The 20,446-nt window shown below is 59.8% G+C and carries 17 protein-coding genes; 9 read left to right on the plus strand and 8 right to left on the minus strand.

Annotated features, from left to right (window positions below):
• The first annotated feature begins 12 nt into the window (after nt 1-12).
• The 3 genes from BLU54_RS10550 (at nt 13) to BLU54_RS10560 (ending at nt 2,790) form a co-directional block, all read left to right on the plus strand.
• Entirely contained in the window at nt 13-708 is a 696-nt protein-coding gene (locus BLU54_RS10550; protein WP_170845107.1) for a glycosyltransferase family 4 protein, read from the plus strand.
• A 96-nt stretch (nt 709-804) separates the two neighbouring features.
• On the plus strand, nt 805-1,770 hold the full coding sequence (locus tag BLU54_RS10555; protein WP_091907821.1) for a glycosyltransferase family 2 protein: 966 nt from the start codon (nt 805-807) through the stop codon (nt 1,768-1,770).
• A 135-nt stretch (nt 1,771-1,905) separates the two neighbouring features.
• Entirely contained in the window at nt 1,906-2,790 is an 885-nt protein-coding gene (locus BLU54_RS10560; protein WP_170845108.1) for a glycosyltransferase family 2 protein, read from the plus strand.
• A gap of 1,426 nt (nt 2,791-4,216) precedes the next feature.
• Here BLU54_RS10560 and BLU54_RS23235 read toward each other — a convergent pair.
• Genes BLU54_RS23235 through BLU54_RS10580 form a run of 4 tightly spaced genes read right to left on the minus strand, consistent with a single transcriptional unit; the run spans nt 4,217 to nt 8,413 of the window.
• Nucleotides 4,217-5,032 (minus strand): hypothetical protein, encoded by an 816-nt coding sequence (locus BLU54_RS23235; protein ID WP_139169631.1) that lies wholly within the window; start codon nt 5,030-5,032, stop codon nt 4,217-4,219.
• Nucleotides 5,029-6,204, minus strand: a complete 1,176-nt coding sequence (locus BLU54_RS10570; protein WP_139169633.1) for a glycosyltransferase — start codon at nt 6,202-6,204, stop codon at nt 5,029-5,031. Before BLU54_RS10570 ends, BLU54_RS23235 begins: the two co-directional genes overlap by 4 nt.
• Nucleotides 6,179-7,453, minus strand: coding sequence for a lipopolysaccharide biosynthesis protein (locus BLU54_RS10575; protein WP_091907829.1), 1,275 nt, complete (start codon nt 7,451-7,453; stop codon nt 6,179-6,181). Before BLU54_RS10575 ends, BLU54_RS10570 begins: the two co-directional genes overlap by 26 nt.
• Before the next feature lie 42 nt (nt 7,454-7,495).
• Nucleotides 7,496-8,413 (minus strand): glycosyltransferase family A protein, encoded by a 918-nt coding sequence (locus BLU54_RS10580; protein ID WP_091907832.1) that lies wholly within the window; start codon nt 8,411-8,413, stop codon nt 7,496-7,498.
• A 392-nt stretch (nt 8,414-8,805) separates the two neighbouring features.
• On the opposite strand from BLU54_RS10580, the gene BLU54_RS10585 reads away from it, so the two are divergent.
• Nucleotides 8,806-9,240, plus strand: coding sequence for a hypothetical protein (locus tag BLU54_RS10585; RefSeq protein ID WP_091907834.1), 435 nt, complete (start codon nt 8,806-8,808; stop codon nt 9,238-9,240).
• Here the strand turns inward: BLU54_RS10585 and BLU54_RS10590 are convergent.
• Nucleotides 9,214-10,047 carry a lipocalin family protein gene (locus BLU54_RS10590; protein ID WP_091907836.1) on the minus strand — a complete coding sequence of 278 codons (834 nt, stop codon included), beginning with the start codon at nt 10,045-10,047 and terminating at the stop codon, nt 9,214-9,216. The two genes, BLU54_RS10585 and BLU54_RS10590, sit on opposite strands and share 27 nt — an antisense overlap.
• A 200-nt stretch (nt 10,048-10,247) precedes the next feature.
• Here BLU54_RS10590 and BLU54_RS10595 point away from each other — a divergent pair, with 200 nt between their 5' ends.
• Nucleotides 10,248-14,096 carry an indolepyruvate ferredoxin oxidoreductase family protein gene (locus BLU54_RS10595; RefSeq protein ID WP_235837887.1) on the plus strand — a complete coding sequence of 1,283 codons (3,849 nt, stop codon included), beginning with the start codon at nt 10,248-10,250 and terminating at the stop codon, nt 14,094-14,096.
• 127 nt (nt 14,097-14,223) lie between these two features.
• The gene (arsC, locus tag BLU54_RS10600; protein WP_091907840.1) at nt 14,224-14,580 is read left to right on the plus strand and encodes an arsenate reductase (glutaredoxin); all 357 of its coding nucleotides are present in this window, start codon (nt 14,224-14,226) and stop codon (nt 14,578-14,580) included.
• Nucleotides 14,581-14,760: 180 nt separating this feature from the next.
• On the opposite strand, the gene BLU54_RS10605 is transcribed toward arsC, so the two are convergent.
• Both BLU54_RS10605 and BLU54_RS10610 read right to left on the minus strand, forming a co-directional pair.
• Nucleotides 14,761-15,369, minus strand: a complete 609-nt coding sequence (locus BLU54_RS10605; RefSeq protein ID WP_091907842.1) for a 3'-5' exonuclease family protein — start codon at nt 15,367-15,369, stop codon at nt 14,761-14,763.
• 197 nt (nt 15,370-15,566) lie between these two features.
• On the minus strand, nt 15,567-16,232 hold the full coding sequence (locus tag BLU54_RS10610) for an MBL fold metallo-hydrolase (protein ID WP_091907844.1): 666 nt from the start codon (nt 16,230-16,232) through the stop codon (nt 15,567-15,569).
• 647 nt (nt 16,233-16,879) lie between these two features.
• Here BLU54_RS10610 and BLU54_RS10615 point away from each other — a divergent pair.
• On the plus strand, nt 16,880-17,638 hold the full coding sequence (locus tag BLU54_RS10615) for a septal ring lytic transglycosylase RlpA family protein (protein WP_235837888.1): 759 nt from the start codon (nt 16,880-16,882) through the stop codon (nt 17,636-17,638).
• A 288-nt stretch (nt 17,639-17,926) separates the two neighbouring features.
• Here BLU54_RS10615 and rsmI read toward each other — a convergent pair whose 3' ends face one another.
• Nucleotides 17,927-18,844: a 16S rRNA (cytidine(1402)-2'-O)-methyltransferase gene (gene rsmI, locus BLU54_RS10620; protein ID WP_091907846.1), complete on the minus strand. Its 918-nt coding sequence runs from the start codon at nt 18,842-18,844 to the stop codon at nt 17,927-17,929.
• A gap of 302 nt (nt 18,845-19,146) precedes the next feature.
• On the opposite strand from rsmI, the gene BLU54_RS10625 reads away from it, so the two are divergent.
• Together BLU54_RS10625 and BLU54_RS10630 are read left to right on the plus strand one after the other, a co-directional pair.
• Nucleotides 19,147-19,626 (plus strand): YraN family protein, encoded by a 480-nt coding sequence (locus tag BLU54_RS10625; protein WP_407919413.1) that lies wholly within the window; start codon nt 19,147-19,149, stop codon nt 19,624-19,626.
• Nucleotides 19,627-19,778: 152 nt separating this feature from the next.
• Nucleotides 19,779-20,366: a phosphoheptose isomerase gene (locus BLU54_RS10630; protein WP_091907850.1), complete on the plus strand. Its 588-nt coding sequence runs from the start codon at nt 19,779-19,781 to the stop codon at nt 20,364-20,366.
• Nucleotides 20,367-20,446: the final 80 nt, after the last annotated feature.

Genomic DNA, 20,446 nt, shown 5'->3' on the forward strand with positions numbered 1-20,446 from the left:
TTCACGAAAGCGATGAACGCCATCGCTGACGAGGTTTGGGCGGATTCTAGGGCGACGCTTGACGCGATTTTGGGCAAAAATTCGGACAAAGCGTGCCGTGTGATTTCGTTTCTCACCGCGCGCCTGCAGCCGGCGTCTGGACAATTGCGAGCACCCGTTCACTTCGTCTTCTGGGGCCGCCTCGCGCCGCAAAAGGCGATTGACCGTGCGATCGCGTTTTTTGCAAAAATACGAGCCCGTTACGATGACGCTAGCTTTACGATAATTGGTCCGGATGGTGGGGAGAAAGCGAAGCTGGTTGCACTTGTCGAACAGCTAGCAGTCGCTGATGCGGTGCGTTTCGCGGGACCGGCCGGACATGACGAATTACCCGAAAAGGCCGAGGGATGCGCTTTCTTCCTGCAGCTAAGTCGTCATGAGGGAATGGCTATGTCTGTGATCGAAGCCATGCAGCTTGGTTTGGTGCCGATCGTCACGCCCGTTGGCGAAATACCTTCTTACTGCAAGGACGGCTGGAACTCGCTATTAATGCGCGATGATGAAGCCCTCGGGCGGGTTTTCAGGTTGATCGACGAGCCTGCGCTTTATAACGAAATTCGTCGCAACGCTCTCTCGACGTGGACTGGTCAGCCCCTTTATACCGACGAAATTTTCCAGTCGGCCAGAGAGGCGTTTCGACGTAATTCGACGTGTCGTCCGAACACTTAAAAGCAGTCGGCAGCAGCCTTAGGTTGCCCCGTCCTTACTTCGCGCAATTCACGCGGCCGGTTGTATATCGAAACGGCTCCGAATCATCGTCATGATATGACCGAAGCAGTCACATTTGTAATACCCACATATAATAGTTCGCTGTTCATAAGGCGCACTATTGACGCCTGCATTGTTGCGGCAGACCACGCCGGGGCATCCGCTGAATTCGTCTTGGTAGATGACGTTTCGCCGGATCTTCCCCGCCTACGTTTGATTGTCGATAGATATGTCGAGCGGCAGATACGGGTCCGGCTGATCGAAAAAGCGGCGAAAACCAACGCGGCACACAGTCGAAACATGGGGATTGATGCGGCGTTAGGCAACTATATATTCATGGTCGACTCAGACGACCTTCTGCTTCCGGATTATGTCGGTAGACGCATCTCAATGATGCGGGAGAGTCGTCACGCGGCCGTGATATTTGGTGATTTTTGTAATGTTAGAGAAGGTGGCGAGCCGGAAAGGTCAAGCGTTACGGATTATTTGGAGGACATGAGTCCCGTGAATTATCTGTTCGGGAAAGGCGGTGACATAAGATCGTCAACCATTTCGTTTCCGAAATCGCTGGCCCCGCTCGCTCGATTCGATGAGAATCAGAAGAAACATCAGGACTGGGGATTTCTGATTAACAACAGGAAGCGCGGCATCAAGTTCAAATTCGATAAGGTGCCTGGAGTGCTTATCGAAATTGGCCGTCCCGGACAGATGTCCGCCCAGATGAATCTAGAGGCGAGCCAGTATTTCATGGATCACTGTCTTTCCGGGGAGTCAAGAGCCGGTCGCAGGATATTTTTCATACTCCATGTGCGAAAAGCCCTCGCGCAAGGAGATCTACCGGCCCTTCGCTTCTTTGTTAACGAGTTGAGAAACGACCGGCCCACCCTTTTTCTGAATGCCTGTGTCCGCGCTTTGTCGATCGCGCCTTCAAGGCCGCAGTGGGCGTGGAGGGCCTCAGGACAAGCGGCCAAGGGACTATATGTGATCGCCAAGCGAATCCTTCGGCGTACGCGCAATCCCTAATTCGAAGCCAAATCTGCTGGCTTGACAACTCGTGACTTAATAGCACGGGCGGAACGCGCCGCCTGTTGGAGTGGCCTGCGTGGCGGTTCGCTTGGATTGGGTCAAGCCCGTTATCAGTGTTATTCAGGAGGGCAATTGCGAATATTTGGAATTTGTCTGATAAGAAACGAAATCGACATCATCGAGAGAACCTTACTGGATGCGTTGCGTTGGATCGACTGTGTCTGGGTGCTCGACCATGAAAGCGACGATGGCACCTGGCAGTTGCTCCAGGATAGATTTGGCCGCAATCCAAAGGTCGTGCTTGTGGGACGGGCTACCGGACCATTCCGCGACGGACTGCGAGCGATTGCGTATGACGCCGCGCGTGCCTACGCGAAGAAAGGCGATTGGTGGTGCCGCCTTGATTCTGACGAATTCTACATCGATGATCCGCGGGAGTTCCTTGCCGGAGTACCATCGGCCTATGACGTCGTTAAGGCGGCCAGTTTCCAATACTACTTTACTGAGAAGGATGCGATTGAATACAGCTTAAACCCTTCTGCATATAGAGAGGGCAGGTCGGTCGAGGCACTGAAACACTACGCGTGCAATAGTTCTGAAGCTCGTTTCGTACGGCATCGCGACAAGGACTGGGGCGCGGACAATCTGTGGCCGGATAGCGCGTTTCCGAGCTGGATTTGGAGGAAGCATATTCGTCTGAAACATTTTCAGTATCGCTATCCGGAGCAGATTCAAAGTCGTCTCGACCTGCGGGCAGCGACAATTTCGGGAAATCAGTTCAAGCACGAACTGCGCTCAGATTGGGGTAGTCATATTGGCGGCAACGTAAGGATAAAGAGACAAGAGGGGGAGCAACGGCCGAATCAGACTTGGGAAGAGCGAGTGGTGCAATCGACAAATCTCGAGTTGGACCGTGGCGACGGCGATTACCGGATCAGACCGGAAATGCTAGACCGTATTCCGGGCGCCCTGGAGCAGACTGCTCGCCGAGTGGCGAAGTGGTTGTTGCGGCGGTGACATCGTAGTCCGGCAATGCTTGTGAAAACCTATGCTCAGTCGGGAATGATCCAAGGCGTTGTAATTTCAGCGCCTCGCATGAGCGCAGTCGGCTATAGAATTTATATAGACCGGCAATAACACAATCGGGATGGGTCGTTACAGTCGACGGGCGTCGATATGACGGTAGATTCCAGGTGCGCGCTTGGACCGATCCATCATGGCAAGGCGGAATCACTTTAAGCTGTTGTCGCTAGCTGGCGCCGTCCTCCGGCGACCAAGCTATGATCGCCTGCCCATCTTTTCAAGATGAGGCCTACGGCGAGACGATGCTGGCGTCACGTGTCGGAAAGAACGCAGTCCCTGCTATGCGAGGACAAGAAGTGATCCGAACGATTGCCAGGTACTGGTGGCCGACGGCGGTAGCTTCTCGCTTGCCAAGCGGTGCCACCAGCTTGGCATGCCGCGCCGCACGGTGTATGACAGGGTGGTTGAGTCCGCTCGGAAGGTTAATGCGCCGTTCGCCGGGCAATCAAGGCGATGATCGAGAAGTCGCTGTTGTCCGGTACCGGACGGCAGGCTACTTAGGGCTCGGTGAGAATGCGGTGCCGCGCGCGTTCTGAGTGGGGGGCCGGCAGAGGTTCGCAGGCGGCCAGTCAGCCTCGGGTTATGCATCCAGGTCCGGCTATCGGTGGCAACGATGCCGGACGAGCGTCCGTCCTCGGGCCAGGCCTCGATTAGGCGTCCAGGCAACGATCGCACCGGTGATTAGCAGCGACATGCGCGAACCCTTGGCCAGTCCCTGCCGCGGAGCGGTAAGGCCTGCAGCGCCAGCAGCTCGCGGGAAAGTGCCCTCATCGTCCGCATCGGACCGCTGCGATCCGTGCCGACGCTGTTCCTGCCGCGCCCGGGAAACGGCTCGGTTTTCTCCTCGCGCCGCCATACCTCACCTGTGCGCGGCCACGGCCTGCGCCAGAAATCCGTCACGCTGCTTTGCCCTCAGCGAGCGCAAGGTCGAACGCATGATCCACTCGCGCGAAGAACGATGCGCGCCCCGGCATCGCTCTCAGACTATGCCCATGCTAGCCGTGCGACCAGCGACCGGATATGCTTTTACAACGACCGACGTTTACATCACGCGCTTGGCATGCCGATTTCGGCTGATGCATCTCCCTTAGCCGATTAACCTAGGCAGGCATAGCCGGTCAACGCAACCTTGCTGACGGTTGACGCCGACCGCGTGCGCCCGGTCGGCACAGGCAACGACGCATTTTTAACCCCAACCGGCCAGCGCGCCAATCTTCGTCCGACTCGCGAGAGGCATAGTTCACGCCGCACGGCCCAGCGCGAATTCATCCGGCAATCATATCGAGGCAACTGGCGCAGCGCTTCTCGGCAGAGCGCCGTGAACGCGTCTTCACAGCGATTTCACCGCTGCAATCGGATTTCAGGAACCCGCGGGGCTACAAGAGGATAACGCCGCTTCCAGCTCCTCGTCACTGCCATGCTGGAAGTAATAAAACGGCTGGGAAAAATCGATCGGCCTCGATCTGCCGTAGCCGTAGGGAAGATAATCGTAACCCCGCAGTGTTCGGAAGAAAACCCTGATCAAGCGGGCGTGCAGCCGCCCCGCCCATTCGATGCGCGAAGGCGCACGAAAAATGAACTCTGGAAGAAAACGGGTAAGTGGTGTAGCCGCCATCGCGAACTTTACCTCGGGCGAGATCTCAGCGTCGCGCGCGCGTATGCCTGTAAGTGCGTTGATGAATCGTGCGATATGGTCCTTACGCACAATCATTACCGATTGTTGGATCGGTTGGGGCGTCCCTATGCCGTTACCAAATGCAATGCCGCGAGAAAGATTTCCGAGGGCGTACTCGATGATGCCCTCTCCCTTCAGGATGGCATCCTGTTCTACGTAGACCCAGTAATCCACTTCGCAAGCCAAAGCGTATGCCAAACCCGCAACAACGGCCCGGGTGAACCCAGATAAATGACCAACGTGGCTTGTTGCATGACCGCCGTTTTCATTCAGTCGAAGAAGCTCGAGGCGGGCATCCGGCGGCAGGTCTGGGAGAGTGGGCGAGGCCGAATCTACGATAAGAATCTTTTCCGGGCTAGAGTTTCTGTTTATCGAATCGTACCAAGTGGAAAAGAACTGCTTCTCCCTGATCGTGGGAGAGCCGTACTCCACGCGCTTTTCGTTTCGTTCTGATTTCTCTCCGCACCACCAGCCCGACGTTATGACGTAAGAATTTCTCATGCCCAATTCGAAAATTTCCTGTTGATTTTAACGCGGAGTGCTGCGCCCAGAAGTTCTATGCGCCCGAATGGCTGTGCCGCCGAGCCACTTGACGAAACGGATTCCAACAACGCCGCCCAACTTTTTGCCACCACCCGGTAATCGTATTTGGCCATGGCAGCCATCGCAGCATCTCCCATGCATTTTCGCTTATCTGAGGAACCACGGGAAAATTTTCGGAGTTCGGAAACCGCACGACCGTTACTGCGTGTGAGTAACCCGGTTATCCCTGATTGTACGAAGTCAGTTTGACCACCCACGACCGACGAAAGGACTGGAACTCCGAGCGTTTGCGCTTCTGCTAACGATACACAGAATGTTTCACTGCCTGTGAGCCCGCCGACGATGATGTCATGCTTTATCATTTCCTGATACAAAGCGTGCCGACCTAAGGTGCCACGCCAAATCAGTCGGCTTGCAGCCTCTTCATCGGCGCATCCGACAGACGAATCGCCCCGACCGTCGGCTGAGTAAAGCGAGGCATCCCCGAACACGCTGAGAGTCGCGTTTATACCGTCGGAGGCTAACGAATTAACGACTTCGCAAGCTTGCGGGAAGCCTTTGTTTGCCGAGGGATATCCGCAGAATGCGACTCTTAGCGTGTCGCTCGCTTCTAGCGCGTAGTTTATCTTGCGTTCGGCGCCTGCTGTGTGAACGGGATTTGCGATAGCCTGACTGCGTTCCACGAGGAATCTTGGCATCCCCACGTCAGCCAGGCTGCGGATCAAATGATATTTGCTGACGAATAACAACTCTTCAAAATGGCCTTTCTGCATTGCATCACCGAAAAGACGCAGATCGACCCAGTTGTGAACCCAATAGATTGTCGGCCGTTGGCTGATGCGGCCTTTCTGCAGATATCGCCCGCTATGCCCGACTACCACTAGTACATCATGAGGAATCCGCGAGACGGCGGCAGCGATGTCATGGCTTCCTATTCCGTGGAAAGCGATTCCGCAGTCAATATGCGAACTGTCGGCGTTGTGAAGAACGGCGGCGGAATATCCGAGTTCGGTGATTCCCTTGGCCACCCACAACAATGACGAAACTGTCCCCGAGGCTCCCGTGCTTTGAAGGGTCGACAAGTCGACCGGCTTGTCCCCAGCGTTAAGAAAGAGTATGCGGACGGTCAAAAGAAAGGCTCCTCGAAATGATCATTAGCTTACTTGCAACCACGATGACAACTTGCGCGGCGAGCGATAACATGACCGCTTGCAATTGCCATCGCTGGATAGTGGCCGCAAGTAACGCTAGATAGGCTGAGCTGGCCAAAATCATGATGAAAGTGTCCTTTTTGATATAACCCATAGACATAAAAAGGACATTTACAAAAATGAAGGAGTTAGATGATAGGCTGATAAAGACGTAGGAGCACAAGACTGCGATGGAAAGATGTGATCCTTTGATCGAAATTTCTTGCACGTTGAAAAGGTGCGTCACGATGAGCAAGACGCCGGTTGCCCCAACTGTTGCAAAGAGTCCCAGCCTTGCAAAGCGGATCGCGGACCTGAACGCAGTCTTGCCTTCGCCGCTGCTGACTCGTTTGGCCAGGACCGGAAAAGAGACCTGCGACAACGCTTGTGCGACCATCGAAAATATTTGACCGAGTTTTTTCAGAAGCTCATAGAGTGCGGTCGCTTCAACTCCGAGATAGCGACTTATAATTATCTTGTCAAGCTGATTTATTGGTAGGTCAAGGATTGTCTTGAAATTAATCCACGCGCTATAAGAGAAAAACGCTCTGTCGATGGATTTGTTACTGAAATTTATGGAGTGTTTTCCTTCCCGCAAGCAAAGTAGTGCCGCCAGCCACAACACCAAGTTTTGCACAATGGCGGGAAGCATTAGCAGAAAGATGTCGATAAGAAACGATGGCGACAGGAAGTGAATGATTAGGCACGAGGTTAAGCGTACGCCAGCGCTTACATATTGTGCCGTCGCTTGCGCTCCGAACTTATCGGATATCCGCAAATATGCTACAGGGAATCCGGCCTGACTGAGGAAGATCGAAAGTGCTTGAATCTTCAGTGCTGAGTCGTATTCTTTCGGAAGTCCTACCAGTGTGAGGAAGTAATCCGAAGTAAATGCGAATATGACGCTTCCCAAAGTGCACGTGAAAAAATCAAGTATAATCGCTTGTCGAAGCAAATCGTTCTGTCTAGCTTCGTCGGCACTATACCAGTATCGTATGACAGTCTGCCACGGTTGTAGGCTGAAGATCGCCGTGGCCGTCGCCGCGACCGCGAAGAGGGTAACGTACACGCCATAGCCGTTCATTCCCCAATGGGAAATGAGGAGCGGAATAGTTAGCAGGTTGATCAAGGCTGCGCTTCCACTGCCAACCAGTAATGTGAATGATCGTTTTAGTATTGCTGAGAACATAGGGAGGCAGACGTCGGCTTCGGCGTTTGGGGATCGTAAATCTCACTGTTCCGCATTGGCGATCAGTGCGCGGATATCTGGAAATTCTTTTAAGCATGCTTCGAGCTGGCGATTGTTTCCCCCATTTTTGACGTTGGTCGTTACCAGACCTTCGAAATCATCGTTGGGAATGCCAGTGAAATGAACATTGTTTTTTCCAACACGGACCGATTTCTTTCCGGCCGCGACGGAGCTAATCTTTAGCCAGATATCGTCCGCCGTAGGCGCGAGCCTCATGAAGTTGGCGGCATCCAGGGCGATATTGCGGTTTAGGGATCCAGGCGGATATAGCACTCCGCTAACACCAGTGGGCATCAGCGACCACGCAGGAATTTGGAAAGTTTCATGCGTTGAGTGTCCATCGAGGCTGTAAGGCGCAAGCTCGCCATCTATAGTGATGCCCAAGGCATGACCGCGATAGCAGACGACAGTGTCCGGATGACGCTTGTGAGTTTCGACTAGTTTTCGAAGCCAGTCCCTCGGGTAAAATATGTCGTCGTCAGCGGTGACCAGCGTGGCTTCTGGGTGCGACGATAACGTGTAGTAATATTTTTTATAGCTTCTCAGATTTTCCGGGTGGATGAAAATTCGTAATCCGCGGGCTTCCAGGCGTTTCAGATGCCTAGGAAGTTGGTCGTGGCTTGAAATGTCGGAGTCACTCAAATGTAGCTCGATTTCGAAATTTCTGTAATTTTGATGAAAGATCGATTCGATGGCGAGGTGGACTCGTTGAAGTCGCCGGTTATAGGTTGTAAGCGATATAATTAGGGGCTGAGAAGAACCGTCGCGGTATGGGCGCCGTTTTGAAATCCGATTGGCGGTCGCATAGGCGAAGACCTTCGAATTCGCCGAAAGGGACCGGGCAAGCTTCTTTAACGGCCTCATAATCCGTTTTATCGACCGAACGTGTTTTTCAATCATGGAACTGGCAAGGCAGCAGCATAGGTTAATAGAATTATAAAAGCGTTCTCAAGATGCATCGATGAGAACGTGGTGGGTTCTTCACGAGACTGCGTGCATGAGCTTGAATACCGCGAGACGTGAAGTCTTGCCGGCGCTCCACGGCTGCGGCTCGTTGCGCCGGCAGCCGTTCTTGGGTGCCAATGGCGCTGGGCTGCGGGCGCTGAGAGAACAGTAGCGGGCGAAGATGTAGACGGGCCCGTCAAGGGGAGAAATTGCTTTTATTATCCGCCGAAGTTGCGTCACTGGGGGATGTAGGCCTCGTGCTGCCTGTGGCAGTCGTCCTTGCGCTATGGTTTTTCGATGCTGAGCGTGGGCCAGCGGTCCAATGGGTAGTCGCCCTTGGAGCGGGGTTGGTTACGGTCGGCATCTCGAAACTGGTCTGGGCACTGGTGGCGTGGCATCACCCGCCACTCGGATATCGGGTGATCAGTGGACACGCGATGCTGGCCTTCTCCGTCTGGCCGACTGTGCTGGCCTGCTGTACAACGCGCTTGTTGCGGCGCTTCGGTAACGGAGCCGCGGCCTTCGCCTACGCTGCCTGCGGCTTGCTGAGCATTTCCCGGTTGGCAGGTGCGCACACGCTGATCGAGGTCGTGATAGGCGCCTGCATCGGCATTGCGATCGACCTGCGCTGGCGGCCGCGTCTCATCACTCTGGCGACTCGTCTGCGCGCGCCTCTATTGGTCATCGCGCTCATGATCGCGGTGACCTTCGTCCAGTTTGGCTCGAACGTCTGGACGCCGCGCTGGTTCAATTGGCTAGCGCGCTGGCTGGGCGGCGGCTGAACCCACCGCGTTGGCGTCCGTCTGCAATCGACGGACGTCGTACCCCTGGCCGGCAAGATCTCTCTCGATACGTCGGTAAGTGTCGGCGCTGAGATTCGGGTGGCGGGCCAAGATCCACAGATACCTCTGTCGCGGTTCGCTGACCACCGCCCATTCATAGTCCGCGTCGAGCATGACGACCCAATATCGGCCCCATGCGACTGGTAGCCACCCTAGCCAGCGGGGGGCGAACAACACTTCGAGTTTCGCATTCGAGAACGGCTGCGCGGCGCGCGATCGATCCTGACGGGCAATACCGCTGACTTCGTCGAACGAGCCGTCGGCAGTGCGGCACCGGTTCGTCACGTCGATGCGGCCATCGTCGCGTTGCCGGTATGTCGCGGTGACGTCGCTCACGCATTTCTTTTGGAAGCGATTCGGGAAGCGTGCGATCTCGTGCCATTGCCCGCTGTAACGCCGCAGGTCGATGTCCGGAACGGTTGTAACGGGGGGGCGGTTACCGTGCGCTTGCTTGGCCAGCAGGACGCCTGCTGCCAGCGCAGCGAGGCCGCCCGCCCAGATCAGGGTGTTGCGTTTCAAAGTCAATTCTCCGCTCGATGTCGTCGACTGCGCTCGCCGCGTTGCGTCACGTTGGCCGCTGTCACGGTCATCTGCCGTTTCCGATTTCTTGGAAGCGTGTTCATTAGTTCGTACTGTGCACGTATGGCGCGGCAAGCCAACCAAGCCTGTGACCAGATCAGCATACCGCAGCCGCTCACCGGCTTCCTGTGACCGATGCTGCGAGGGTTTTCGGCTGAAAAATCTCATGCGGGGAAACCCTTATATGAGAATAAAGTTTCGATTTTCGCGCTAGTGGAGATTTTTATTCTCGGCTAGCTGCCGGCGCGGCCATGTTTAGGGGCTTTTTACTTTTCTGCCTTGGCTAAGCTCGAATGCATCTGCGTCCGGCCATGTTCACCACGCGTCAAGCGGTGTCTGGGCCGATATCGCCACCTTCAAGAGTGAACATGACCCGTCCCCAAGACTTCCAGCCGAGCCCTTCCACGTCCGGCGTCGACAAGACAAGCGCGTCTGCCTATCCATCGCCCGCTGGAGGCACGGCGACGCCAGCGCCGTCGCCGTTTGAGGCGATGCGCGCGCCCGCGACCGAGGCACCGCTCTCGGTCCAGCCCACGATCGCCGATACGGATGGTGCCGAGGACTTTACCGCCGATCTTGCCCATCCTGGCCAGGGGCCGGTGCCAGCATTGGCCGATTACGCATTGACTGACAATCTGACCGCCGAACGCGGCCAGATCTTTCTGACCGGTACTCAGGCATTGGTGCGGCTCGTACTGTCGCAAGGCCGGCTCGATCGTCAGCGCGGCATGAATACCGCCGGTTTTGTGAGTGGCTATCGTGGCTCGCCGCTGGGCATGGTCGATCAGCAGATGTGGCGTGCCCGCAAGCTGCTCGACGAACATGAGGTGCGCTTCCTGCCGGCCATCAACGAGGAACTGGGCGGCACGGCGGTGCTGGGTACGCAGCGCGTCGAGTCCGATCCTGAAAAGACCGTCGATGGCGTCTTTGCGATGTGGTACGGCAAGGGGCCCGGCGTGGATCGGGCGGCCGATGCGTTGAAGCACGGCAACGCCTATGGGTCGTCGCTGCATGGCGGCGTGCTGGTGGTGGCCGGTGACGATCACGGCTGCGTATCGTCGTCGATGCCGCACCAGAGCGATTACTCGATGATCGGCTGGTCGATGCCGATCGTGAATCCGGCGAACATTGCCGAAATGCTGGAATTCGGCCTGTATGGCTGGGCCCTGTCTCGTTTCTCCGGTGCGTGGGTCGGCTACAAGGCGATTTCCGAAACGGTGGAATCCGGTTCGACGGTGGATCTGGACGCAATCCGCACGGACTGGGTATGGCCGGTCGACTTCCACGCACCGGCCGACGGTCTGCACAACCGCTGGCCCGATCTGCCGAGCCTCGCGCTGGAGTCGCGTCTGGCGGCCAAGCTCGACGCGGTGCGCCACTTCGCCCGTGCGAACAGCATCGACAAGTGGATCGTGAAGGCGCCGGCCGCCACGGTCGGGCTCGTGACCTGCGGCAAGGCGCATCTGGATCTGCTCGAATCGCTGCGTCGTCTCGATATCTCGTTGGACGATCTCGAAGCGGCGGGCGTGCGCGTGTACAAGGTTGGGCAGTCGTTCCCGCTGGAGTTGTCGCGGCTCGACGCGTTCGTCGCTGGCCTGAAGGAGGTGCTGGTCGTCGAGGAGAAGGGTCCTGTCGTCGAACAGCAGATCAAGGAATATCTGTTCAATCGCGAGGACGGCGCCCGCCCGCGAGTGATCGGCAAGTTGGACGTCGACGGCACGCCGTTACTGTCATCGTTGGGCGAGCTGCGTCCGTCGCGCATTCTGCCGGTGCTTGCCGGCTGGATGGCGCGCCACTTCCCTGCGATGGACCGTCGCGACCGCGTTACCGAACTGGTCGCCGCCCCGATCCTGTCAAACAAGGCCGACGACGTGCGCCGTGTGCCGTACTTCTGCTCGGGCTGCCCGCACAACACGTCGACCAAGGTGCCGGAGGGGTCGATCGCGCATGCGGGCATCGGCTGCCACTTCATGGCCTCCTGGATGGAGCGCGGCACGACCGGCCTGATCCAGATGGGCGGTGAGGGCGTCGACTGGGCATCGCATTCGATGTTCACGAAGACACCGCACATCTTCCAGAATCTTGGCGATGGAACGTACTTCCATTCCGGAATTCTCGCGATACGCCAGGCGATCGCGGCGAAAACCAACATCACGTACAAGATCCTCTACAACGACGCGGTTGCGATGACCGGCGGACAGCCGGTCGACGGTTCGATCTCGGTGCCGCAGATCGCGCGACAAGTGGAGGCGGAGGGCGTCAAGCGGCTGATGGTGGTGAGCGACGAGCCGGAGAAATACGAGGGGCACGAAAATCAATTCCCGGCGGGCACGACGTTCCATCCGCGCATCGAACTGGACGCCGTGCAGCGGGAGCTGCGCGACACGCCGGGCGTGACGGTGCTGATCTACGATCAGACCTGTGCGGCCGAGAAGCGTCGTCGTCGCAAGAAGAACGCGTTCCCCGATCCGAATAAGCGGCTGTTCATCAATGCCGAGGTCTGCGAGGGTTGTGGGGATTGCGGCGTGCAGTCGAATTGCCTATCCGTCGAGCCTTTCGAGACACCGCTGGGACGCAAGCGTCGCATCGATCAATCGTCCTGCAACAAGGACTTCTCGTGCGTGAACGGCTTCTGCCCGAGTTTCGTGATGGTCGAGGGCGGCAAATTGAAGAAGGCGGCGGGCGCAGCGTTGGAGGCGGGCGCGTTCGAGGCGGCCTTGGCCGCATTGCCAACGCCGGCGACAGGGCTGGCCGAGGCGCCGTACGACATTCTCGTCACCGGTGTCGGTGGTACCGGCGTCGTGACGGTGGGAGCGCTGATCAGCATGGCCGCGCACCTCGAAGGCAAGAGTGCCTCGGTGCTGGATTTCATGGGCTTTGCGCAAAAGGGCGGGGCGGTGTTGTCGTTCGTGCGTTTCGCCGCGCGCGAGTCGCTGTTGAACCAGGTTCGCATCGATACGCAGCAGGCCGACGTGTTGCTGGCCTGCGACATGGTCGTGGGTGCCTCCGCCGAGGCCTTGCAGACAGTGCGCCGCGGCCGCACGCGCATTGTGGCCAACACACATCCAATTCCCAATGCGTCGTTCGTGCAAAACCCGGACGCCAGCCTGCACGTTGATGCCTTGCTGGCGAAAATGCGAGATGCGGCAGGCGGTGACCTGGTCAGTTGCGACGCGCAGGCGCTCGCGCAGCGTTACCTCGGCGACACGATCACGGCGAACATCCTGATGTTGGGTTTCGCCTGGCAGCAGGGGCTCGTGCCCGTCTCGCTGCCGGCGCTGATGCGAGCGATCGAACTGAACGGCGTGGCTGTGCCGATGAACAAGCTGGCCTTCAACATCGGCCGCCTGGTGGCGGGCGATGCCTCGTCCCTGGCGGCGTTGGCAGGTCGTTCGGCAACGGCCGACACGCCTGTGGCGAAGGAGGCGGCCAACAATGCGCCCGCTACGCCGGAAGCGCTGGTGGCCTTGATCGACGATCGTCGTGCGCGGTTGCTCGCTTATGGCGGCAGCGCCTACGTCCGCCGTTTCGATGCGTTGGTGGACCGTGTGCGCGCAGCCGGGGCGGCATTGCCCGGCGATGGGGCGGCGCGCTTGACGCAGGGCGTGGCGCACACCTTCCATCGCCTGCTGGCGGTCAAGGACGAGTACGAGGTTGCGCGTCTCTACACGGACGGCACGTTCCGACGCGAACTCGAGAACCAGTTCGAGGGCAAGGCGGGGCAGGATTTCAAGCTGCGCTTCCATATGGCGCCGCCGACGCTGGTCGGCGCCGAAGGCAAGGACGGGCAGGTGCCGCGCAAGGTTGCGTTCGGGCAATGGCTGTGGCCCGTGCTGGGGGCGATGGCGCGGTTCCGCTCACTGCGCGGCACCGTGATCGATCCGTTCAGCCGGACGGTGGAACGGCGCATGGAACGGCAGTTGGCCGACGATTTCGAGATCACGGTCGGACGCCTGCTCGACGGGCTGGCAACGCCGCGTTCGGCCGCCGCCGGTTGGCTTGACGATGCGTTGCGCCTGATCGAGATGCCGGCGCGCGTGCGCGGCTATGGCCATGTGAAGCTGAACAATCTGGCTGCCTTCAAGCGCGGCGAAGCGGCAGTGGCGCAGCGTCTCGGTATCGACGCCGCCACCGGTGCAGCGGTGACGGCTGCGCTGGCCGAGGCGGGCCGACACGGTGGCAGCCTGAAGGGCATTCCAGTGGTTGCCTCGCGCTGAGGCGTCGAGCCGGCAGCGCGCTGCCGCGGGCGTGCTTTATGCTCGTCCTGCGATGGTGCGAGAGCGGGCGCCGCATGCGCGGCGTCCGCTCGATTCGTTCCCTGCTCAGGTTCCAACTGGAGAAGTCATGGTCACCATCTATCACAACCCAGCTTGCTCGAAGTCGCGCGAAGCGCTCGACGCGCTGCAACAGCGCGCGCAGTCATCGGGCGAGCAAGTGGAAGTCGTCGAATATCTGAAAACGCCGCTCAGTGCGGACGATCTGCGTGCGCTGCAACAGAAGCTGGGCGTACCCGCGCAGGAAATGCTGCGCCCGAATGAAGACGCGTACAAATCGCTCGGTCTGGCCGATGCGAATTCCGACGACCGCGCGCTGCTGGCGATCGTCGCCACCAACCCGGCGCTGTTGCAGCGGCCAATCATCGTACGCGGCGACAAGGCCGTGATTGGCCGTCCCGCGGAACGCATCAACGAGTTGTACTGAAGTCGAACAGCACGCGGGCGGCAGCATGCACGGCAGCGTGCCCGGACCGGCGCAACGGCGTCTGCGTATGGACTGCCAGACGCAGCCCGGCAGCCGCACAGGCAATTGCGGCACCGCACGGTGAGGACGCCGTTCGTTGCACTTCTTCAGCGGCACGGGCCGCCGATGCAGTCGCGGTTGTCAGCTGCCGGCGGCAGTGCCGGGCGTGGCATCTTGCGCCGCGATGCGAGCCTGCGTTTGGCGCAGTTCAGCGAGCATGTTGCAGAACAGCGCGCCCTGCTCGATCGCGTCGTCCAACGCGATGTGAGTATGGGGCAGGTCATCGAACCAATGCTGCGGGAAGCGCGGCTTGATGTTTTTGCGATAGGGCAGGCCGGTCATCGCAAAGGCGAGCGTTTTCATGTCGAGGGCCGACCATGAGAACGGACAGCGGCCGACGAACCGCATCATGTACCAAAACATGTACGTGAAGTCGAAGCCGGCGGGGAACGCTACGAAGACCGGCTTGCCGGGCAGCTTTTCGACCCACTCGACGTATTCGGTAAGCGCCTGCGCCGGATCGCGAAGGTTTTCGCGACATGCCGCCCAGGCGACGGGTTCCGTTTTCCACCAGGCTGCCTGCACCGGATGTGCCTGGGCCCCCGGCAAGGTTTCGAGGTTGGCGGAGAACGTGCCGATCAATTGCTTGTCCGCCGTGTAGACGGCCGAGGCAAAGCTGAGCATCGAATGCGGACCGGGTATGGGGCCGTCCGCTTCGACGTCCGTGCTCACGTATACCTCTTCTGCCATAACCTTTCCTTGTTTGTCGATGCGCGGTGTGCCATCTGTGTCGTGTGCTTCGCCCGCCTCGATGTGTCGGCCGGATACGTGCACCGCATACGTCCATGCACATGCTCTGGCAGATCTATCTGGCAGATGCTCCGAATCGATGTGCCGAGACGATGTGTCGTACTTAGGGGCGAATTCGTTTCGTCTGGCAGGTCCGGTCAAACGCGCGCCACGCCGCCGTAGCCGGTGACGTCGTCTCCCACATAGGGATTACCGCGCCGTTCGTCACCGAAGGTCGAGACGGGTCCGTGTCCCGGCACGAATGTCACGTCTTCTCCAAGCGGCCAGAGTTTCTCGACGATCGAGCGAATCAAATCCGTCTGGTTGCCACGCGGGAGGTCAGTTCTTCCAATCGAGCCCGCGAACAGCACGTCACCCACCAACGCCAGGCGGTTCTCCGGCTGGAAGAAGATCACATGCCCCGGCGTGTGACCTGGACAGTGTCGCACGCGCAGGGTGATCTCGCCGACCGAGACGGCGTCTCCTTCGGCCAGCCAACGTGCCGGCTCGAACGCGCGCCCATCGCCAAAGCCAAGGCGCGCCGCCTGCGCGGGGAGACTTTCCAGCAGGAACAGATCGTCGGTGTGCGGTCCTTCGATGGGCACATCGTGCCGACGTGCCAATTCGTCCGCGCCGCCGCAGTGGTCAAGATGGCCGTGCGTCAGCAGCACCTTTTCCAGGCGTACACCATGCCGTGATATCTCGTGCTCGATGCGGTCCAGATCGCCGCCCGGATCGACGGCCGCGGCGCGTTGGGTCCGTTCGCAAATCAGTAAGGAGCTGTTCTGCTGAAAAGGGGTAACGGGGATCAATATGACTTTCACATGTTTCTCGCAAGAAGCCACAAACGTCGCGAAATTTCGCGGTAGATGTTACCGGAAGCGCACATTTCGTCTGACGGGGCGGAAGGCGGCTTCCCCTGACTGCAAGGCTTTCCGGCTTTTTTTCACCCAGACTAGCAAAAATTCCTTTTTCGGTATAATTCGTTCACGCGCTGCGAGCGCGTTCAATTCGATTCGGCCGATTCGCGAGTGAGCGTGAACCGGTTGGAGTCGGTCAAAAATAGTCGTCGTCAAAGAGCGACGACAGCCTTTGCGTCGAACGGATTCGATGTAACACGTTCTGCTCGAGATGGTGCCGCGAGTGCCCGTCCGCTTTCTCAGGAAAGACTAGTCGAGCGGAGCCATACGCTGTTGTGTTGAGGCTGCGGGGTGTGCAGCTTCGGATTGAAAGATCCGGCAACAGCGCTTGGAGTCTGGTGCGCCGACCAACTAGGGTTGCGCCAGACGTGGACTAACCGGGTGTAGCGGTCATGATGGACCGCCACCACGCGTGTGAACGATCGTTGGGATCGGACTGCGTGCAATATCGCACGTGCGTCCGTGTGCCTTCGCACACGTTGTGGGTGTCACCCTGAGCAATGCCGCTCGTGAATCGGACGGCAAGCTCAGCAATAGGTGAATGAGCATCTATGAACGCAAGACTGACACGCCGTGTCGCAGTCATCGGCGCAGCCGCCTTCCTGGGCGGCTGCGCCCAGGTGTCGACCGGCGATCTCGTCAGCCAGTCTGACAGTCGCACGGATCGTGCCTGGCTGCAGACCGTGCAGGCGCCGACGCCGTTGGCTACCGCATTGAAGAATGTGGAGGGCGCGACGATGCTGAGCGGCGTCGCCTCTTTCGACATCAACTGCCCGTCGATGTCGTACTCCCACGTCGGTGCACTGTCGCGTGCTTGCCGGGCGACGACTGACGGCAAGGGTCTGCTCGCTGGCCGCGCGACCGACCGTCTGAAGGCCGAGGCGCACGATTTCACGCTGCGCGACTCCTCCGAAGAGGACAGCAGTGTCGCCGAGAACGACGACGTGCCCAATCTCGCGAATTTCGAGCAAACGGGCAAGGCGTCCTGGTACGGCCGCGGTTTCCACGGCCGCATGACGGCAAACGGCGAGCGTTTCGACATGTATGCGCTGACGGCAGCACATCGATCGCTGCCGATGTCGAGCTATGTTCGCGTCACCAATGAGTCGAACCAGAAGTCGATCATTGTGAAGATCAACGATCGCGGTCCGTTCCATGGCTCGCGGATCATCGATCTGTCCTACGGCGCCGCTCGTGCGCTGAATTTGCGGGGCGTGCAGCGCGTGTCGATTCACGGTTTGTCGCGTGAAGAAGCCCAAGTCGCCATGCGCGAGAACGAAGCGCGCAGCAGCACGTTGGCTTCGCGCTAAATCTCCCCGACCGTTGCCATCCACGGATGGCAAGCGGTCCTGTCGTCTTTCTCGCGATGGCGAAAGACCGTTCGGTGCGGCGGCAAACGAGGTCGAGCGACGTCGCGGATGACCGCTTCTCGCCTCGTACTGGCCGCTTCGTGCGCACGGCGTCACATCACACAATGCGCGACGTCCGCTGCGCGATGCTGAAAACCGGCGTCGTGGCGCCGGCGAGGGCGCCAGTCATTCCGTCATGCGGCCGGTCGAGTCAGTACGGTCTTCGCTGCTGCCGCGCCTCGGTTTCCCTCAGTCCTCCTCCACTGCGTCATCTCCGCTTTCATCGTCCGTCGCTCCCGCTCGGCCGAGCTTGAGCGCGCGCGGGTAGAGCACGTCCCGCGGCACACCTGTCAGCCGCGCCGCGAGCCGCGCGGCCGCACTCACCGACGTTTCCTCCAGCAGCATGCTCAGCAGTCGATCGTGCTGCGCTTCGTCGTCGTGCGTCACGGGTGGCGCCCCTTCGACCACTATCACGTATTCGCCGCGCGGCGTCTCTTCAACCACACGGTCATGCACTTCGGCTAGGGTGCCGGTGAGCAGCGTCTCGTGTAATTTCGTCAGTTCGCGGGCTACCAATATCCGGCGTGCGCCGCCAAACGCGGTAAGCAGGGCCGACACGGTGGCGTGCAGCCGATGTGGCGCCTCGTAGAGGACCAGCGCTTCGCGGCTTGTCGCGAGCCGGGTCAGCTCGCCTGCGCGCTGTTTGGTTTTGGTCGGGAGAAATCCGATGAACGTGAATGGACTGGCCCATGGCCCCGCGACGCTGACCGCCGCGAGCAATGCGCTGGCGCCGGGCAGGGGGACAACGGGCAATCCGGCCGCACGCACCGCGTCGGCGACGCGTGCGCCGGGATCGGAGATACCGGGGGTGCCGGCGTCCGATACATAGGCGATGCGCTCCCCCGCGCGCAGATGGCTGACGACGCGCTCGGCAGCTTCGCGTTCGTTGTGCTCGTGCGCCGGCAGCATTGGCTTGCTGATGCCGTAGCGGGCCAGCAGCGGCGCGGTCGTGCGCGTGTCCTCGGCTGCCACGCGGTCGCACAGCGCCAGCAGATGCAGCGCACGGAGACTGATGTCGGCCAGATTGCCGATCGGGGTGGCCACCACATACAACGTGCCGGACGGATAGCTTTGCCGGCTGGCGAGTTCGAAGAGGTCGGAAGACAATGTCAGGTCAACGGAGTGGAGCGCGAAAAAAGCGCGCGTTTCGAAGCGCGGTCAATGCGTCGGCGGCGCAACCGGCAAGCGTGACGGACGCAGCATGCGCCGGCATCAGCAAGGATGTCGTTGCGCCGGCGACACTTGAGACGTTGCCGGGAGAGCGTCGCGTCGACTGTCGGTGGTCGCTGCGTCACGCACTGTTCCTGCGCCGATCTCGCGCCGTGTCCGGGCAAACCGCTGTGCCGCAGGCGGACGCGCCGGGCGTAACGACTTCGAGTGCGCGTTCAAGTACGCATTCTGACATGGGCGTGGCCGGCGGTTGCGCGCAGCGAGCAGCGCCGGCTATACCTTCCGCGCGTCCAGTGACGACAGCCAGGATCAGCGGCGCATGCGCTGCGGCCAAACTTCGGCCCGCGGACGCTCACGGGGCCGCATGGCGGCGGTCTCCGGTTGCGCTCGGCAGTGACTTCGAAAGCCGTGCGTGCCGCTACCTGCGATGGCGCGGCTTGCGCGTCGAAGCACGTAACGTCCGGGTACGCGGCGGAGAACTCGATCTGGTGATGTGGGACGGAGACACGCTGGTGTTCGTCGAGGTGCGCGCGCGACGTGGCCCTTCGCATGGCGGCGCGCTGGCCAGTATCGATGCGGTCAAGCGTCACCGCCTGCGTTGCGCGGCCGCGCGTTACCTGCTGCGTTGGCGCGGGCACGCACCGCCCTGCCGGTTCGACGTGGTCGCTTTCGAGGACGGTCGCACGTGCTGGCTACGCGATGCATTCCGTGACGAGTGACGTGGCCGGCGTGCCGGGCGCGCCGGCGTTCCGCACTGCGTGCCGCCGGCCCGATGGCGCGGACCGGGTGTCGACTGAGGTACACTGCTGGCTCGTCCCCCAAAGGCAGGACCGCCGTTCCCGTGGGCGCAGTCATGCCGTGAGCGTCACCCATGAGCATCGAACGGATCACCAAACACTTCCGCGACAGCGCGCAGACCAAGCTCGACTCGATCGATCATCTGGCCGTGCCGATCGCCGCCGCGGTCGACGTGATCGTTGGCGCACTGACGAGCGGAAACAAGATCCTATGCTGCGGCAATGGCGGCTCTGCCGCGGACGCGCAGCATTTTGCCGCGGAGCTGATCGGTCGTTTCGAAAGGGAGCGACCGTCGCTGCCAGCCATTGCTTTGACGACCGACTCGTCGATCCTGACCGCGGTGGCCAACGACTACCAGTTCGATCAGGTGTTCGCGCGCCAGGTGCGAGGACTCGGTCAGCCCGGTGATGTTCTGCTGGCCATCACGACGTCGGGCAATTCGGCGAACGTGCTCGAGGCGATCAAGGCGGCCCACGAACGCGAAATGATCGTGATCGCGCTGACCGGCAAGGGAGGCGGCAAGATGAACGAGGCACTCGGCGACAACGATATGCACTTGTGCGTGCCGAGCGAGCGCACCGCGCGCATCCAGGAAGTGCATCTGTTGTCGATTCACTGCCTGTGTGATGGCATCGATGCACTGCTGTGCGGTGACGAATAGCGCGTGCAGGGTGAGGCGCCGGGCGTTGCACTTTGATACGCGTTTCATGATGCGCGTTCGCTAAGATGCGTTCGAGACCT

Origin of the sequence: Chitinasiproducens palmae, from assembly GCF_900095735.1 — a bacterium.
GTDB lineage: Bacteria > Pseudomonadota > Gammaproteobacteria > Burkholderiales > Burkholderiaceae > Chitinasiproducens > Chitinasiproducens palmae.

Excerpts from the sequence above, each read along its gene's own strand:
- BLU54_RS10605 (WP_091907842.1), bottom strand. The coding sequence starts at position 15,369 with ATGGCAGAAGAGGTATACGTGAGCACGGACGTCGAAGCGGACGGCCCC.
- BLU54_RS10590 (WP_091907836.1), bottom strand. The coding sequence starts at position 10,047 with ATGAGATTTTTCAGCCGAAAACCCTCGCAGCATCGGTCACAGGAAGCC.
- BLU54_RS10630 (WP_091907850.1), top strand. The coding sequence starts at position 19,779 with ATGAGCATCGAACGGATCACCAAACACTTCCGCGACAGCGCGCAGACC.
- BLU54_RS10555 (WP_091907821.1), top strand. The coding sequence starts at position 805 with ATGACCGAAGCAGTCACATTTGTAATACCCACATATAATAGTTCGCTG.
- BLU54_RS10595 (WP_235837887.1), top strand. The coding sequence starts at position 10,248 with ATGACCCGTCCCCAAGACTTCCAGCCGAGCCCTTCCACGTCCGGCGTC.
- BLU54_RS10550 (WP_170845107.1), top strand. The coding sequence starts at position 13 with ATGAACGCCATCGCTGACGAGGTTTGGGCGGATTCTAGGGCGACGCTT.
- BLU54_RS10575 (WP_091907829.1), bottom strand. The coding sequence starts at position 7,453 with ATGTTCTCAGCAATACTAAAACGATCATTCACATTACTGGTTGGCAGT.
- BLU54_RS10580 (WP_091907832.1), bottom strand. The coding sequence starts at position 8,413 with ATGATTGAAAAACACGTTCGGTCGATAAAACGGATTATGAGGCCGTTA.
- arsC (WP_091907840.1), top strand. The coding sequence starts at position 14,224 with ATGGTCACCATCTATCACAACCCAGCTTGCTCGAAGTCGCGCGAAGCG.
- BLU54_RS23235 (WP_139169631.1), bottom strand. The coding sequence starts at position 5,032 with ATGAGAAATTCTTACGTCATAACGTCGGGCTGGTGGTGCGGAGAGAAA.
- BLU54_RS10615 (WP_235837888.1), top strand. The coding sequence starts at position 16,880 with ATGAACGCAAGACTGACACGCCGTGTCGCAGTCATCGGCGCAGCCGCC.